We start from the raw sequence: 16016 nt of genomic DNA on the forward strand, positions 1-16016 counted from the left end.
CGGCAGTCCCGATAGGCATGTGCGTGGTCGGACAGGAACGAGCTGGCGATGCAAGGCCCAAGCTTGGCTTCTGCCGCCTCACCTGGCGATTGCATCGTGCAGCCACTTGACCAGACGGCCGGATGCAAGATCACGCAAACCCCCGACAAAATGGCTCATGCTGTCGCCTTTCGGCAATAGCGTAGAGGCCATAGTGCCCTGTGATGATGCAACATCGTGCCCGTCACTCACGTCGTGCCAATCCACCGCGCAGTGACGTACACGACCGTCGAACGCTGTTGCGGTGAGCATATATCTCGGCGCCGTGCCGCTGCCGCGCGCCAAGCGCTCGATGACCATCTCCCATCCGTGATTGTCGATCCGGTCCTGAACGCCAAGCAAGGTTTCGATCAACGTCCGTTCCGATGGCCACATGACTGGCATCAACTGCGCAGAGCTTGCAACTGCTTGGGCGAGGCTGCGCCGGAAGACAATCTTGCCGGTCGGATCGAGCTCACACACGACCAGCACAAGATAGGGCCCGCCCGCACTCTTGTCGCCATCGATCCCGCAAGGAACCGACATGGGGCCAGCGTTCATCCAGAACAGTGATCGCGCGCTGGCGTCGGTGCACCAGAGCAACGCATATCCGCAAGGATGCGAAGGCTCGAAGCGGGAGGTCAGTGCCTTCAATTGCGCGACCATGGTTCCGTCGCGGACGTGGCGAGGACTTGTCCAAAGAGTTTCGCGCAATGCAAGGCCTGGCCGAATGCGAAAGGCAGATGCGGCCGCGGTGATCTTCGTCAGCGATTCAACCAGGCCATGATGAGCGCGATCTGCCAGTGAGATGCGGTTGCATCCTCCAGCCTCTAGCAGGCAATCCATGGCCTCAACCAGCTCCTGATACGTCGTGTCCCAAGGACCGGCGGCGCCGTGCGATCCGGGAAATATCCTGGTCGGACCATCTACCGGCAGGTTTGTACCGGTCTCATCGCTCCTAGGCCATGAACCCATTAGTCTTCGTTCTCGGCATCTGCTCGCGAACTGCTGACTTCGATGTGGGTGGCTCCGGCATCATCAAGCAATTGCAGGATATTCCAGAAGGCGTCTGGCTTGGCGGTGCCGAAGTCGATGCTAATGCAGTGGGGCTGGATCAACAGGGAATGGATGATCTCGGAAAGCTCGGCGTGGGGGTCCTTACGGGCATCCTCCGGATCGAACCAAAGATGAAACCATTTGGACAATTGATCGGACGGCAATTCGTCAAGATCATGACGAACAAGCACGTCGTCCCACCGCAGATGCTTGATCGCCAAGGAAGCATGGCCGAGCGAGCCAGTGATCGGTTCGAACGTGAGAATATTCTCTGGCTGAAGCTCCACAATTTCGACAGCACCATCGTTTATTATAAAATCAACGCAATACAATCGATCGAACAGTTCGCTCTGTTCGTTCAACTGAAATTTCACCTCCGGGGCACCTTGAGTGCAGCGCGCCTGCTGCTGCTCGGCAAATGCCCGAAATTGATCGACGTAATGGTCGCGAATGCGGGCAATGATAGCCGTAGGGTCCATGTGTTCAAGCTGCCATCTGGACGGGCTCGTGGCAACTTTGGGCTTTACCGCCGGGTGGAACGCTGATTCAGGCTCCGCAGGAGCCGTTACTGCCAAACAAGCCCAGAGGCGTGCCTCGCGTCGATGATCGGCGCGTGCTGAACGGCATATTCTGGCTGCTACGATCTGGTGCCCCGTGGCAGGACCTGCCAGAACGCTACGGACCGCGCACCACCTGCTACAACCGCTTTGTGCGATGGCGGAAAGCGGGCGTGTGGGATAGGATGATGGACGCAATCGCTGCCGCGCACGACGGTGACATACAGATGATCGACAGCACTTCCATCCGGGCCCACCAACAGGCCGCGACGGCAAAAAGGGGGATCGAGATCATTGTCTCGGTCGTTCCCGAGGCGGGCTCACGACCAAAATCCATGCGGTCGTCGACGGGAGAGGCCTTCCGATCCGGTTGAGCCTGACTGCTGGACAAAGCCACGACGGCCAAGTTGCCGACGACCTGCTCAATCATGTCGGTGCCGGAACAATAGTGCTGGCTGGCAAGGCATACGATGCCGACCGCACCCGGGTGTCTATGCGCGAGAAGGGCGCGTCCGCCAATATCCCGCCCAAGTCCAACCGTCGGTCGAAACCCTACTTCAGCACCTGGCTCTACCGCGAGAGGAACTTGATCGAGCGCTTCTGCGCCAAGCTGAAGCACTTCCGCCGTGTCGCCACTCGCTACGAAAAGCTGGCCGAGAACGTCCTCGCGATGGTCCAGCTCGCCTCAATGCGGCTGTGGCTCCGCGTTTATGAGTCTACGGCCTGGTGGTGTCCGCGCTCGCGCTTTGCCGCGTGAAGCCGTTCTGCGAGCGGAACGCAGGCCCGCCTGAACCTTTTTCGGCACCTTTGCCTGTTCCGGCGACTCCGGATGATGTCATCGCGCTTGTCCCATGGCGAATGAAAGCTGCCTGGACGAACGTGAGGGCTGCGCCGCGGGCTGTCCTGACCAATCTGCGATATCCCGATCTGCTGCGTCCAGACTTGAAGCAATTCAATCTGCCGTGAGCCGATCTGCCTGGCAATTGGGCTGTCAGTAACGGTCCGCGTCGAGCTTGATGCGAATCGCTTCGGCCGATGATTTTGCGCCCAGTTTGCCCATCATCTTCATCCGGTGGATCTCTACTGTCCGTGGACTTATGTCGAGCAGGCGCGCCATCTCCTTGTTGGAGTGCCCCTCCGCCAGAGAGTTCAGCACCTCGCTTTCTCGCTGGCTGAGCCGTGCGATAATGCGCAATGCGGCTGCCCGACGTTCCTGCTGGCTGCGCAAACGATTTGCTTCGAGCAGGACACCACGAATTTTGGTGCGCAACACCTCGGCAAGGTTTTGGCCCGAAATATAGTCAAGCACACCCGCCTTCACGCCACTGACTACGACGTCACATTCAAATGTATCGCTCCAAGCCACAGCCGGCAGCCAGAACCCCGCATTGCACATCAGTGCGACCAGGCGTTGTGCGCAGCCAGAATTGTCCTCCCGCACCAGGGCAAGGCCTCTGGCAGGGGCGTGTTCGATGAACTCTTCTGCACTGCTGTAGACTTCTGCATGATGCCCCAATGCGAAGATCATTCTGGCAGCCATGGCCCGATCGCCTGCGCTTTCGGAAACGATGTGGACGGTGGTGCGCAGATCACCCGAACTGTCTTGATCGTAGCTTGCACGCACTGCGCCGATCACGTCGTCCAAAGCGCGCGAGGCCAAGGGTCTCGCCGATGCCACGTCCAGAACTGCATGCACTGTCATATAGGTAACCCCTGTTTCTCGACCTTAGTGGATCGACTAGGGAAATTTCGCAGATCATGGTTAACGGCATGGAGGGAGGTTAAATGCGGGAAGCCCCTAAGTATTATATCATAAGGCCTTCCTGAAGCAGGGTCCTCGGCTCGATCCGTCACACCCGGTCCTGCCGCAAGTGCCTGGCTCAGCGCTCCTTGGCCGCATGATCGCGCTTTTGCGCCTGTGCCGTGGCCCGGTGCCAGCTCGGGCAAGCACAAGAAATCCGGGACAGGGCCCCGCGAGCCCTGCAATCGCATTTACAGTGGCGTAACCTCCTGGCCGCATCATCTCTTGTTCTACCAAACCGCACGAGGTCTAACCTAGTACCGATGCCGATACGATGTGCAGGCCCGCGCGCCTCGATTTGCGAAAATCATCCGGTCGATGCCGCTGGCATGACGACACGGCAGGTGATGGGTCGCTTGCTGGCACGCAATCGCACCAGCAATGCGCTGGCTATAATGCTGAGGATGGATCGGCACGTTGTCGAGCGACACTTGGCACATGCGGTCTCCAGCATCGACCTGACCTGGGATATTCGTGAGCAAGGCTTGCCAGGCCATCCCTGCCTGGAAGGGGCAGCACAGCAACCATCGTTTCACACACCACTGGCCCCTGACCGACCGACCGTGCCTGCGAAACACAGCGACAGACATACCGATCCCGGCATGCCCCAGCTCCCTGGGGCTGTTGTCGGTGCCATGCGTTGCCATCCCTGGTCCGTGACGCGGCACCATCTGTTGCAGGCCGTGCCGACCGGCACATGGAGCGGCGCTATTGCAAGCGCCGCGATCATCGTCCTGAGTGCTCTTTTGGCGGTCCAGCTGGATGCATGGCCTCGCCTCCAGCGCTGCACAGGTGACGGACACGCATCTGTTGTCGGATGATGGATCTGGCATGTGGCAAAGCGGCTGCAACAAACGGTACAGGCCAGGACAGGTGCCGAGACCTCTCACCCTGCCCCGCGTATATATTGCCCTGGCGCAGTCTGGCCTTGGCCATTTGCGCCCTGGTCTGCAGTCTATCGCTGAAAGTATTTTTGCAATGCTGCCCGGGCAGTTACCGTCAGGCCGATCCACTGACGCCTTTTGTCGAATTCATCCTTGCGCCGACGTACCAAGCCCACCTTTTCGAGCATGTTAAGCCAACGCAGGGCCGTTGACTGGGGAATATTGGCATCCAGTCCGACCACCGATGCGTTTATCTTCTGGCCCCCTAGGTCTGCTTCGAACAACTCCAGCAGGATATCCCAGGCCGGATCACTGAAAATGTCATGGTCTATGCCGAGCAATTGTGCACGACGCTTGCGATTGGCCTGTTCTGCCCGGACCAGATCGAGCAGGAGCGGAGATCGTGCCTCCGACTCGTGACGAATCGCGGCGAAATCCCCTGGTGGCATGGTGTCGGAAAGACGGCGCAACAGCACGGTAAGGTCTGCCAGTTGGGTCTGGTCAAATGCCTGCATTGGATAACCCCATCCTCCAACATGGACAGAACGATCCGCCCATCCCCGCGCAAGATTTGACGATCCGCAAACGATGGTCAAGAAATATAGTTAAATTTCTCTCATTCTGGAAGGACTTGCGGTTCTGGGGCAAACCGGGTGCAGCTTCCCGCATTTCGCCCCCTTTCTCACCCATGTCCTTAAAAAAGACATTTGCGGATCAAACCAGGATCAATCGGACTATTCAATTTCATTATCACGACCATCGTTGTAGATGGCCCAAAGCGCGCGCGGTCGCAGACAGAGATCGGGATGGACAAAAACAGCAATTTGTTACCGGAGGTCATCGTGAAATTGACCGAGGTTCTCGAGATCATCGACCGTCATGATGTTCCCCTGGCTGGCATCCATGTGGCCAACGCCATCGCCATCTTGAACGCGAGCCTGGCTCATCAGTCTGCACCAAAGATGCGCAAGGGCGGTGCGATTCACTGACAATGCCCTTTGCTGAAAGTCGGGGCCCGGCTGACAAGCATCGCTAGAGGCTTGACGCCCAGGCCGGAATGCCGGCCTGGGCCGGTCACGAAGCCAAGCTTATCCGAGCATGCGGCAATATTGGCAAAAAAATCGGGCAGAATCTCACCAGCTCAGTCATTCGCAGGTTCTGGAGAGAAATATCGCAATATCGTCACCAGCCCGTGAGCGGATAGACAGGCCGTGCGATCACTGTGGCTGTTACAGGACAAGACCACAAGTCGGTCAGCCTCCAGCACCTGATAGTATCGCAGGACAATATCGGGACACAGTGACAGACTACCAGCAACAGACAGCGTATCTGCTTTGGTGCCTGCGCAATTGGTGACAAGCAGCGTCAGCAATATGCGCCAGCCATCGTTGGCAAGATTGAAGCTTCCAGACGTTGCTAAAAGCCGGGCCAGCGCGTTGAGCTCCTTGCGCGCACATTCCCGAAGGTGTTTGCTGGCACGAAGGTGTTTGCTGGCATGAGCGTGCCTGCTGGTTCGAGAGGCGGTGTGTCCAACCGCCAAGTCCGCAATGCCCGCTTTGCCCCGATCGACCAGGCCGTCCCAAAAACTTATCACTATGCGCCCCTGAAGCGCCGCTCGTCGCGCAGCGTTCTCAAAGCATTTTCTAGCCCTGCTCACATCAAGGTCAACCTTGCTGTGCTCTCTTGGTCAGGCTCATGGGCCCGGCTTTGCAGTTGCCCCTATGCAGAACCTGCGACAAAATTGGAAACGTACCTGTCCCTTGAGCGGCTCGTCACCAAGCCCGGCATGACCTTGAAATGGCGAGAGAGCCATTGTGACCCGCAGTGCGAGTCTGACTTTTGGCGGAACGTCCGCCGCGATCTTGCCGCATTGTGGCTGTTCACCTTGGCGATGACTGCGAACGGGTTCAGCCTTTTTGCCCTGGCGTGGTCACCCATCGATTATGCGCTGGCAGGCCCTCGGTTGGTGATGGCTTCGAGCGATGCAATGGCCAGGCTGACATGAAGGGCCGGCTGGACCAGACCCAATGTGTCCAGGTCTTTCACGACACGCTTGAGGAGATCCCTGATCGTTTCCGCGTTCGGCGGTACTGCGTTCCCACTCACCATCCTGGCGCTCCGGAATTATCACTGCTCGCTGTACTATTCCGTCGGCCTTAAATCCTGGCGCCTGCCACGATGCGCATGTCTCCTTAGTGGAACGCTGCAATCCTTTGCGCAGGTACAACCGCTATCCAGGATCGCCGGGAGGCAGATCGACATCGAAATGGGGCTTCAAGGATTGCTCACGTTGGCAATGTTGCACTCCTGCAAGTTGCCGCCAGTCCAGGAAATCATCGACAGCAAGCCCGAGCCCATCGAACCAGTCATGGGCCAAACCCGACCTCAGCCAAGGGCAGGAAGGTGAAGTTGCATATGCACAGCATGGACGGGCAGCAGGTGATCCCGGGACAATCGGCGGCCCACCACCATCTTTCACGAACATGGCGTGTGCGCACGGGACACAGGCTTGTATTTTCGGGCTTCCGGCCAGATCCTGTTAAGAATCTCCATTCAGCCGACGTCGCCGTTCTCAAGGTGCGGATTGTACCACGCGCCAGGCCTGCTGTTATCGACCTATGAGGCACTGCCTTTGACATTTGCATCCCCTCACAGTGGGATGATCGTGCCGCTTGAAATTATAAATCTATTATTATCAAACAATTATATGGATCAAGGGAGGCATGCGTATCAAGGGAGGCTGGCATTCGCTCGCGAGCTGACGCCGAACGATATCGACCGCCCTAACCGACCCGCTGGCTGGCGTCCCTTAGCGGAGCGTGAGGCAGGCACGCGATAAATACTGCGCACCCACTACCGAACAGCGTCGGGAATATAGATATTATTTATCACTTTAGTTTAGCTTTTGATTCACACCGAGCGTGGGGGGGGGGGTGACGTTTATCCCTTGTTGAAGCGCAGGCAGAACTTGAGGCGGACTTTGATCAAAACTGAAAAGGATCTTGCGGAACCCACAACCTTTCGCGAGCTACTGCTTGGCGAGAATGCTTGTGACATCGCTTGCGTCCTGGAAGGCACTTTCCAGCAAGCTCCCGATGCGCTCTATCTGGTTGCGCCAGACGGCAGGATTTTTCGGGTCGTGTCCGACGTCCCGCAAGCCGCTGACTGCACCGGACCGGTCCTGGCGCAATGTCGACGGATCGGCACGTATGTCATTGATGTCGAGAGCTTCGAGGCCAAGCTGCCGACTCCCAAGCCGCCACGCCGATTCATGGCGGGATGCACGACGGCTTCAATCCCAAACATTCTGAAGACTTTGTCCAAGGCGCTGGCTACCAACGCCAATGGCTTTATCTCGGCCCTTGTCCGTCTCCGGGTGGCAGGTGCCTTGATCAGCCCCGCCATCGAGAAATTATCCTGGAAACCGGCCGGTTCAGGCCGCGACCATCAGAGCGCATGAGGCGGTCACGTGAAGCCTTATCGCATCGGCTGAGTTTTTGGCACCGAGCTTCCCCAGCAACTTCATCCTGTGGATCTCAACGGTTCGCGGACTGATGTCGAGATGACGAGCGATGGTCTTGTTGCTGTCACCGTGGACCAGCAATTCGAGTACCTGGTTTTCACGCCTGCTGAGCCGCGCAAGATTGGCGCAAGCCTTGGCACAATTGCTGCGGGCATCGTACTGGCGGTCTGCCTCCTCGGCAGCTGCCTGAAGCGCGCTGTCAAGCACGTCGGGATTTTCCGGAGTGCCAATGAACGAAAGGGCACCGCCTTTGATCGCAGCAATCACCTGTGCGATCGCCGGATTCTCGCAATAAGCGACAATGCCAAACCACGCCCCAAGGGCAGCCGTTCGGGATAAGAAGGCATGGACGGCGCTGGCGGGTCCACCGTCGTACAGCAGCACCAGACCATCATGCATTTTCGATTTCAGGAACTCGGCTGCACCGTCGTGGATTTCACAATGGTACCCAAGGCTAGTGCCATCATGATAAATCTGCGCGCGGCGCCCTGCATGGGAATCGATGATATGGAGATATCGTTTCGTAGCCATAGTCCATGTCTGTCATGGCAGTTGGCAAAATGGTGAAAAGATCGCACAGCTATTGGGAGAAACAACCTGGCAATTTTCCATAAGGCATTGATTGTAAATTATTAATAATGCCCAATAATGGTGCGATTGCGGCTACCGGACCCTGCCCCGTGGTCAGGCTCACAGGCTTGTTCCGGCACGGTCCACGCTGGCATGGGGTCCACCTCCGGCACTGTTTGTGATAACGTAGCCAGCATTGCGGGCTCCAATCGCCACCATGAAATATGATCGCCGCGCGTCCCAGGTCCTGGGAATAGCTAGGCGAATACGTGCCCGCCACCTGTGCATGGCCCCATGTCTGCCGCCGTCCTGCTGGACTGTCTGACCGCTCGCTTGTGCCGGGCACTACGCCATTTCGCGCGGCCTCTGATGGGCTGGCAAGCAGCCCCGGGTAAGCCAACGTGTTCAAGCCGGTTCCGCCGATGGCCGATTCCAAGCTCCGTTTTGGCGTTCCTGTCGATCTGGCGGCACCCGCATCCTCTGTCTCGCGAGACATGGTGCGTGAACGACCTCGACCAAACATCCGCAATGCCGCATTTCAGGGACGCACCGCTCGGCTCGTCCGAGCCATTGTTTTCAATAGAAATTCTCGGGTAGTGAACAATACTATTCCTGCGCCGGAATATCCACGGCAATTGGTCGGTCAAGGATCACTTTTCCCGACACTCTCTGTATTGATTTCTAATGAAAACAATGAAATAACAATTTTGCGCAGAGTTACAGGCGTATGGAAAATCTGAAATTTCAATAATGACCCCAAAATGGCATAATTTCGTATGTGCCGTAGTGGAATATTCGCTATGAGGCTCCACGCCGTGCTCGAGAGGTTCGGAAACGCTCCTTGCACACCCATCACTTCGGGCCTTTCGGCACGGCAAAATCGCTGAAGTGGGTTTCAGCCTGCGGCGCTGGAGCAGCGAAGCCATCGTGCACCAGGAATGCGTCCTCCGGCGCCCTGCTGGCCTGAAAGGCGCGGGTTCATGCGTTTACGCCTGGAATTTGGAGTGTTGCTGGCGTTTTGTCTTGCTAGCCTTGCAATTACAATTTTCACGCATTTGTGGCGATGACGCTGACCTTGCGGCTTTTCCCGCCGATTTTGGACGGTAGGACGTCAAAGCAACATCAATCCGGTGCAAATGACAATCCTGCCGTTTGCGGACTCACCAAGTCGGCGAATTTGGCCATGGCATCACGGACTTCCAAAAGATGCATTGCCAATGCCTCTTCGGCCCATCCGGCAAGATGGATGACGGTGGGGTGACAGGTCAGCCCGCGTTGCGATCCATTGCTGCTTGGCGCGAGGGAGCCCTCCACTACAAGCCCGCGGTCGGTCAAAAGGGTCAGCCAGCGTTCAAATACGACAGGGTTGCCTGAAAACCGCTGTTCAAGATCCGTCCTTCCGATCGTTCCGCCCACGCTGGCGATCGTCAACAAAATGTCCCATCCGGTTGAGCCGGAAAAGGACTCTCCGAAGAGACGGCAGCGCTTCGCCTCGAGTTGGACAAGTGCTCCAGCGAGGTTTGAGATTTGCTCTTCCATCCCCCTCTCCCGTGACGGCAAGATAAACTTGCTGGTCGGCAGCTATATTGAATGCGAAAAATATCAATATATTATGCTCATTAGCAAGTAAAAATTGGGTGACCATCATCACATATCCCGAAACAAGCAGGCTTACATCGGGTATTGGAAATTTGTAAAATCACAGGCAATCTTGAGCCATTGCAGTGCTGGCGCCATACGCTACTCGGGCAACGGAGCGCCTGCCGCCTTTGTCAACTGCAAACCATGGCAAGAAGGTGTGCCGGCATAGTCGCGATGCACAGGGCCCGGCCCGGACGGACGAAACGCGGCATGGCTTTAGTCGCCCGGCTGCTTGGTCACACAGGTGCGCCGCTAAGACCATAAAATATAACGCGCGCAATGTTGGTCATAAGACTCGTTCGCTGCAGACCAAGCGCCTTGAACGGATGGCAACTAGCGGAAGCTGCCGCGCTGGATTGTGTTGCAATGCGATATTGCAGTGCAATTTTGCAAGACGCGTAGCGCTCCACCTTCCGCACAGTAGTCTTTCGCAACACAGTCTTGCGCCTCCATACACCAAGCAATGAGATCGCCCCGCCCCGCCCCGGAATGCCGTCGCTGGCTTGCGCGTTACCGGAGCGAATCAGGCTCTCTCAGGACGTTGGACATGACGAAGCCTCCATGAATTGGGCCACGAATATCCGTGAAGTGGCGCCACATTCTGACCAGACAACCGAAAGGCACGATTAAATTTTATAATATAATCAATGCATTTGTTCTAAAATACAATCGTTTGTAGATTGCGCTGTCATTTAGGTTGCGTTCTGCTATGGATGCGCAATGTGATTGGGGGCATTTCCAATCATTCACGTTGGGACTAGTCGTGGAACACGAAGATCGCACCAGAGCGCTTGAGGCGTTGAGCATTCTCCAGGGCCTGCTGATCGGCGAGCCTGCCTGTCCCGCTTCAACTTCTGTGACCAGGCGCCGCGGCCTGTTCTCGCAGACTGCCCAGACAACATTGTCCTTGCACCAGCTTCGTCGTGACATCTTTGGCGCAGAACTGGCCAGCGAGCATTCTTGGGAAATCATGCTGACTCTTTATGTTGCATGGTCACAAGGTAGCCGCATCAGTGTCACCGACCTCGCGCATGAAACCGGCATTGCGACGGCGACAGTCGTTCGCTGGCTTGCGGTCCTTGCCAATAGCCAGATGGTGGCGCGCGCTGCCGATCCCAACGATGGACGGCGAACCTGGATCAGTCTGACCAAGGCAGCGATCGAGAAAATCGAACACTTCCTCGGTGCACAGATCTTTCGAGATCAAGGCACGAATTTGCGCATTCACCAAGCCGCCTGACATGATACGAACTGGGCCAGAGACGCAAAGACTGTGGACGAAGTAGCCCGGACAACAGTAGAGCGCGAGATCCTGGCCACCCTCGATCTCGTCATTGTGCGCCTCGAAAGATTGGGCCACCACTATGTGGCAGCGCAAGTAAGCTTAGCCCGAGACAGCCTGGGAAATTCCATAAAATGCCACGAAAAAAGATAGTTTTGTAGGAATTTGCGAATTCCATGAATGGTATTGCAATACACGCTGCCATGCCTGGTTGGGATATAAGATAAATTCACCAGATTGATCGGGGTTAATTTGATTTTTGACGGCCGCACAATGGATTTCTGGAAGTAATTTTAAGATTTTTCATTTGAATTTGGCAAGGTTCGGCTTGTGCAGAGAGTTTTTCTTCCTGCCTGATGCGGCTCTGCCTTTCAGCCTTGCGCTTCCAGAAACCAGCGCTCTGTGCCATCGAGCCCGATCGCGGTCAGCTTGCCATGCAAATACGCGCCAGTGTCGATCCCGATCCGGTTGCTCCGCATTTCGACGTGTTCACTGATCGTATGTCCGTGAATTACCATCGCTCCGAAATTTTCGTCGCTGTCGAGGAAACCTCCCCGTATCCAGCGCAAGTCTGCAGGACGTTGATCGGGCAGCCGTACGCCTGGCCGGATGCCGGCGTGAACGAACAGATAGTCCCCGATCCGGATCTGGTCCTCGAGGTTCCTGAGGAAGGCAAGATGCGCAACTGGCAGCAATGCCGGCAGGAGCTGTGTCAGTTCTGTCATGGTGAGAAGCCGATAGGCTTCAAGATCGCCCATATAGCTAACAACCGTTTCTCGGCCGCCATATTCCAGGAAGCGCCGTAAAACAGCTTCGGACTCGAGCGCGGCGAGCAGCATTTCTTCGTGATTTCCAGCAAGGACGCGCACGGCTCGGCGATGGGACAAATCGAGGATATCGGCGATCACGCCAGCGCTGTCCGGTCCTCGATCAATCAGATCGCCAAGAAATACGATTGTGGTTCTTGCAGCCCCTCGCGCGGCATCATCCAGCTCGATTTTCTGAACCAGCGAGCACAACAGATCTCGCCGGCCGTGAACGTCGCCTATCGCATAGACGCGTTCGCCGTGCGGCACCGATGGCAAACTGATTTGTTGAGTGTCGGTCGCAAACAGCGCCCTGAGTTTTTGAAGCATGCTTGATATCTATCCTGTCGCGCTCATGCCAGTATGATTTCAGATGACAATCCTGGCCTGCGCGATGATCTCCTCACTGCCCGGTATCGAATGGGATTTATATGCACGACGAGTGCTTGCCACTCATCCCTGCCGCGGCTCCCGCTACAACGAGTATCTTCCCCTGCGGTTCCAGCAAAAGGGCGCAAGGATCGCTGGAAAATGGCTGTGCAGCAGCTTTGCGGGCAATTGCGATGTGGCGAACAGGACATCCTTGCCCACACGTTGCGGTTGCTTTGATCCGGATTGTCCGGGAAACCCCCAACTCGGTAGTTCTTGATGGCAATCTGCAACATGCTGCCAGCCTCCTAGACGGCGCTATCTCCCGCTGCAACTGCCTGAACGCCACCGCGACGCCTATTCAGGGCGGTCACCAATCCAGGCCGATCTCACCCCTCCATGATGCGGCGAACATTGCAGCCGGAACCTTTTCCTTTTTCGGCATGGGCGCGATTGTCGTATCGTCGTGTGAAATGCGTCACACCTTGCGGTCTGCGACCCGAAATTTCTCCTGCGCAACAGGGGTTGCGCATCCATCTGAAAGAGCAGTGCGCGCCGTCATTTAGGATGGCCGGTTCGTGATGGGCCTGTCAGCATCGCTCCCTGCCATCGCAGGGGGCGATGCCTATGCCGGGGAGCCCCGTTGCGGAAAGCCAAGTCGGGTTCTAGCTGCGGTGCAGGCGGGCATGAACGGACGAGCCTACGGCAGGTCATGCCTGACCAGTGCCCGGTCGGTCATTGGAGAGCGGCATCCGCGCACGCTGAAAGGGCGCATTGCATGCTGGCGAGCAAGGAATAGTCCCGCATGGCGATCTCCAGGGAGCATTTACGCGGGACAGCGGCTACACCGTACGGGCACATCGCTTTATGAGCCGACACGCCCGGACATGATAATTGTCGGTGGACCGACCAGCTGTCTCTTTGCGACAGCTGGTCTGTGAAAATGCCGCGCTCGTCAGCAGAGAAAGGGAGAGGAGCAGGTGCGTGAAGAGCGGCGCAGGAATCGAGCATCCGCGTCAAATGGCGACTAGCTCACCACTTGCCTTTCTATGCCTGGGGCGACAGGGTAACTTCTTGATGCGACACGATCTCGACCACCTCCCGGCAGGCAAGCAACGCGAACTTGCGCGCGTGCTTCAGCTGATCTTCGCGGAATTCGAGGACGTTACCGCTTGCGCAAGCGAACAGCGCAAGAAGGCCGGGCGCATTCTCAAGGTCGTTCTCTACGGCAGCTACGCGCGCGGGGGTTGGATCGACGAGCCTCACACCGCTAAGGGCTACAAATCCGATTTCGATCTGCTGATCATCGTCAATCACAAGGATCTGACTGACAGGGTCAAATACTGGTCACGGCTCGATGAGCACCTGATGCGGGAATACGGCATCTCCGGCACATTGAAGACGCCGGTCAATTTCATCGTCCACACGCTGGGCGAAGTGAACGATGGGCTAGCCCATGGGCGCTACTTCTTCATGGACGTCGCCAGGGATGGCATCGCACTCTACGAAAGTGACGACACCGAACTCCACACGCCCAAACCCAAGACGCCCGAGCAGGCCTTGGCGATGGCAAAGGAATATTTTGAGGAGTGGTATCCTGCTGCAGCGGGAAGACTCGACACTGCGCGCTACACATTAAAACAAGGTCGAATGAGAGAAGCCGCGTTTGACCTTCACCAATCAGCTGAGTTTTTGTACCACTGCGCTCTGCTGGTCGTCACCTTCTACACACCACACGTTCATAATCTGGCATTTCTTCGTACCCAGGCCGAGCGCATAGATCGCCGCCTGACTTATGTCTGGCCAACCGACAATCGGAAACAGCGCGCAATGTTCGAGAAGCTCAAGGAAGCTTACGTCAAGGCACGCTACTCGCGGCACTATAGCATCACCTTGGAAGAATTGGCCTGGCTTGGCGAGCAGATCGAGGAACTGGGCCGGGTGGTTCATGCTGTATGTGCAGAACGGATTATCGCACTGCAGGAGCAATGCGCCAGGACCGGCTTGGCAACAGGTAGGCAATGACCCTAGGCGAAGCGCCTCAACTGGTCGCAAATATGTGATCCGCAAACGCATCTTGTGCAGCATCGCACGATCTCACCCGCTCAATGGTTGGGCCTCAATTTGCCGACAATTGCTTTCGCATTGCCCCAAGCGCGTCGCTGCTGGCATGTTTCACAGCACCGATGCCGGTGCTGACGATAGCCACTGAAGCGTTTCGTGCGATCCTCCATTCGTTGGGAGTACCTTCGCAACGCCAGGGCATCTGCGCATGGTGAATGGGACGGCCGGAACCCCGCGCTATCGTAATGCATTGATTTCAAGCGCCATCCTTGCGCAAGTGGCATCGTCGATCACGCAAACGCGAAAACGGCAATCGCTTTTATCCGGCGAAGCCCGATAAACTGCGGCAAACGCAGCCTTAGCGCGTGCGAAAGAATTTTACATTTTCATCCTTGCGTCTTGAAATTTTCACGACAAAAGGAGGCGCCTATTAACCATAACAACGAAGGACGAGGGAATGCGCAAATCGCCAGCATTGATCCATTCTATCGGATCTGCCCATGCTCAGACAGTTCCCGACGCACTCACAATCCTGCAGGATCGTCTCGACGAAGCCTTGTGCATGGCGGACAATCTAAATTTGCCATTCGTTGCAATTCACATTTGTGAAGCTTTGAATAAGCTTGAACGTCGTCACTGAGCACGTGGACACCTTTAACTGCACCTTTCTGCCGCCTGAAATAGGTCTGGACACAGCATCCCTGCTGTCACGCTGTCGCCAACATGCCTGACAGCCCAGGTGCGACTTACTGCTGAAAATTTCCGAAGACCGTTATGGCGAGATGAGCGGCCACACTTTCCTGCACAATGGCTCATTGTGATCGCTCTCAACCATCCGGGATTACATGAGTTCGGGATGGAAGCCGTTCTGAAGGCATGGCGCTGAGACGCCTAGGCCCGGTCTCGGATAGCGCCCCTTCATTCGCTTGGTCTGCGCCTTGCATCCTGGCTTGGACATCTTCCCTTGCGCCATTCGCAACAGCGTTGAACATGTAAAAATCATATCAGCGCTACCACTCAGCCTGACCATACGGAACTTTTCGTAATAAAAATTGCGGCTTGGTAACCCCGCGTTAACCAAATAAGCCCTAACGGTAATCCTACCGGGCCGCGGTAAGTAGTAATGCTTAAGGGCAACGCGAAATCAAGGCTCCGTGATGACAGGAGAATCCCATCTTTCTGACTGTCGTCTCAGATTTCCGGTCAGGCAGCACGGTTGATCCATGTTTGCCAGAACACATTGCGACCCGGCCGATCGAGCTTCTGCTTTTCCGGTCAAGGCCGAGTGTGTTCGAGTAAGGCGCGGCTCGCCGCTCCTCGACTGTTGGGCGCTTCGGTTCTACCGAACGAGCTATTCGCTACGGTTCTACCGAGCGCCCACTTCTCCTCACCACCCCATGCAATTGCCTGCCTGCTCCCCATGTGTCGGGAATGAACATTGCGGC

Annotated in this window: 14 protein-coding genes; 8 read left to right on the plus strand and 6 right to left on the minus strand. The window is 56.6% G+C overall.

Going from position 1 to position 16016, the window contains the following annotated elements; genetic code table 11:
* Positions 1-78: 78 nt before the first annotated feature.
* A complete protein-coding gene (locus tag OVA07_RS00250; protein ID WP_268169477.1) occupies positions 79-864 on the minus strand; it encodes a hypothetical protein in 786 nt (261 codons plus the stop codon).
* A 119-nt stretch (positions 865-983) separates the two neighbouring features.
* Here OVA07_RS00250 and OVA07_RS00255 point away from each other — a divergent pair, with 119 nt between their 5' ends.
* Both OVA07_RS00255 and OVA07_RS00260 read left to right on the plus strand, forming a co-directional pair.
* Positions 984-1619: a hypothetical protein gene (locus OVA07_RS00255; protein WP_268169478.1), complete on the plus strand. Its 636-nt coding sequence runs from the start codon at positions 984-986 to the stop codon at positions 1617-1619.
* A protein-coding gene (locus OVA07_RS00260) for an IS5 family transposase (RefSeq protein WP_268169694.1) occupies positions 1616-2388 on the plus strand; the annotation gives its coding sequence in 2 pieces (ribosomal slippage) (positions 1616-1904 and positions 1904-2388; 774 coding nt in all). The genes OVA07_RS00255 and OVA07_RS00260 overlap by 4 nt, the downstream gene beginning before the upstream one ends.
* Before the next feature lie 234 nt (positions 2389-2622).
* On the opposite strand, the gene OVA07_RS00265 is transcribed toward OVA07_RS00260, so the two are convergent.
* Together OVA07_RS00265 and OVA07_RS00270 are read right to left on the minus strand one after the other, a co-directional pair.
* Positions 2623-3291, minus strand: coding sequence for a response regulator transcription factor (locus OVA07_RS00265; RefSeq protein WP_268169479.1), 669 nt, complete (start codon positions 3289-3291; stop codon positions 2623-2625).
* A 1096-nt stretch (positions 3292-4387) separates the two neighbouring features.
* Positions 4388-4831 carry a hypothetical protein gene (locus OVA07_RS00270; protein ID WP_268169480.1) on the minus strand — a complete coding sequence of 148 codons (444 nt, stop codon included), beginning with the start codon at positions 4829-4831 and terminating at the stop codon, positions 4388-4390.
* A gap of 291 nt (positions 4832-5122) precedes the next feature.
* Here OVA07_RS00270 and OVA07_RS00275 point away from each other — a divergent pair, with 291 nt between their 5' ends.
* The 3 genes from OVA07_RS00275 to OVA07_RS00285 all read left to right on the plus strand — a co-directional run bounded on the left by OVA07_RS00275 (position 5123) and on the right by OVA07_RS00285 (position 7776).
* Positions 5123-5305 (plus strand): hypothetical protein, encoded by a 183-nt coding sequence (locus OVA07_RS00275; protein WP_268169481.1) that lies wholly within the window; start codon positions 5123-5125, stop codon positions 5303-5305.
* Between the two features lie 506 nt (positions 5306-5811).
* Complete coding sequence (locus OVA07_RS00280; RefSeq protein ID WP_268169482.1) at positions 5812-6321, plus strand: hypothetical protein; 510 nt, start codon at positions 5812-5814, stop codon at positions 6319-6321.
* 975 nt (positions 6322-7296) lie between these two features.
* Positions 7297-7776, plus strand: coding sequence for a hypothetical protein (locus OVA07_RS00285; protein WP_268169483.1), 480 nt, complete (start codon positions 7297-7299; stop codon positions 7774-7776).
* On the opposite strand, the gene OVA07_RS00290 is transcribed toward OVA07_RS00285, so the two are convergent.
* Entirely contained in the window at positions 7750-8370 is a 621-nt protein-coding gene (locus OVA07_RS00290; RefSeq protein WP_268169484.1) for a response regulator transcription factor, read from the minus strand. The genes OVA07_RS00285 and OVA07_RS00290 overlap by 27 nt on opposite strands.
* Before the next feature lie 461 nt (positions 8371-8831).
* Between OVA07_RS00290 and OVA07_RS00295 the strand changes: the two genes are divergently transcribed.
* Positions 8832-9149, plus strand: a complete 318-nt coding sequence (locus OVA07_RS00295; RefSeq protein ID WP_268169485.1) for a hypothetical protein — start codon at positions 8832-8834, stop codon at positions 9147-9149.
* A gap of 382 nt (positions 9150-9531) precedes the next feature.
* On the opposite strand, the gene OVA07_RS00300 is transcribed toward OVA07_RS00295, so the two are convergent.
* Positions 9532-9948, minus strand: coding sequence for a hypothetical protein (locus OVA07_RS00300; protein ID WP_268169486.1), 417 nt, complete (start codon positions 9946-9948; stop codon positions 9532-9534).
* A gap of 865 nt (positions 9949-10813) precedes the next feature.
* On the opposite strand from OVA07_RS00300, the gene OVA07_RS00305 reads away from it, so the two are divergent.
* Complete coding sequence (locus tag OVA07_RS00305; protein WP_268169487.1) at positions 10814-11290, plus strand: MarR family transcriptional regulator; 477 nt, start codon at positions 10814-10816, stop codon at positions 11288-11290.
* A gap of 413 nt (positions 11291-11703) precedes the next feature.
* On the opposite strand, the gene OVA07_RS00310 is transcribed toward OVA07_RS00305, so the two are convergent.
* Complete coding sequence (locus OVA07_RS00310; RefSeq protein WP_268169488.1) at positions 11704-12468, minus strand: metallophosphoesterase family protein; 765 nt, start codon at positions 12466-12468, stop codon at positions 11704-11706.
* A 1116-nt stretch (positions 12469-13584) separates the two neighbouring features.
* On the opposite strand from OVA07_RS00310, the gene OVA07_RS00315 reads away from it, so the two are divergent.
* A complete protein-coding gene (locus OVA07_RS00315) occupies positions 13585-14532 on the plus strand; it encodes a nucleotidyltransferase and HEPN domain-containing protein (RefSeq protein WP_268169695.1) in 948 nt (315 codons plus the stop codon).
* The last annotated feature ends 1484 nt before the right edge of the window (positions 14533-16016 follow it).

This window comes from Novosphingobium sp. SL115 (assembly GCF_026672515.1).
Classification (GTDB): Bacteria; Pseudomonadota; Alphaproteobacteria; order Sphingomonadales; family Sphingomonadaceae; genus Novosphingobium.

Excerpts from the sequence above, each read along its gene's own strand:
- OVA07_RS00250 (WP_268169477.1), bottom strand. The coding sequence starts at position 864 with ATGGATTGCCTGCTAGAGGCTGGAGGATGCAACCGCATCTCACTGGCA.
- OVA07_RS00255 (WP_268169478.1), top strand. The coding sequence starts at position 984 with ATGAACCCATTAGTCTTCGTTCTCGGCATCTGCTCGCGAACTGCTGAC.
- OVA07_RS00270 (WP_268169480.1), bottom strand. The coding sequence starts at position 4,831 with ATGCAGGCATTTGACCAGACCCAACTGGCAGACCTTACCGTGCTGTTG.
- OVA07_RS00275 (WP_268169481.1), top strand. The coding sequence starts at position 5,123 with ATGGACAAAAACAGCAATTTGTTACCGGAGGTCATCGTGAAATTGACC.
- OVA07_RS00280 (WP_268169482.1), top strand. The coding sequence starts at position 5,812 with ATGAGCGTGCCTGCTGGTTCGAGAGGCGGTGTGTCCAACCGCCAAGTC.
- OVA07_RS00290 (WP_268169484.1), bottom strand. The coding sequence starts at position 8,370 with ATGGCTACGAAACGATATCTCCATATCATCGATTCCCATGCAGGGCGC.
- OVA07_RS00295 (WP_268169485.1), top strand. The coding sequence starts at position 8,832 with ATGGCCGATTCCAAGCTCCGTTTTGGCGTTCCTGTCGATCTGGCGGCA.
- OVA07_RS00300 (WP_268169486.1), bottom strand. The coding sequence starts at position 9,948 with ATGGAAGAGCAAATCTCAAACCTCGCTGGAGCACTTGTCCAACTCGAG.
- OVA07_RS00310 (WP_268169488.1), bottom strand. The coding sequence starts at position 12,468 with ATGCTTCAAAAACTCAGGGCGCTGTTTGCGACCGACACTCAACAAATC.
- OVA07_RS00315 (WP_268169695.1), top strand. The coding sequence starts at position 13,585 with ATGCGACACGATCTCGACCACCTCCCGGCAGGCAAGCAACGCGAACTT.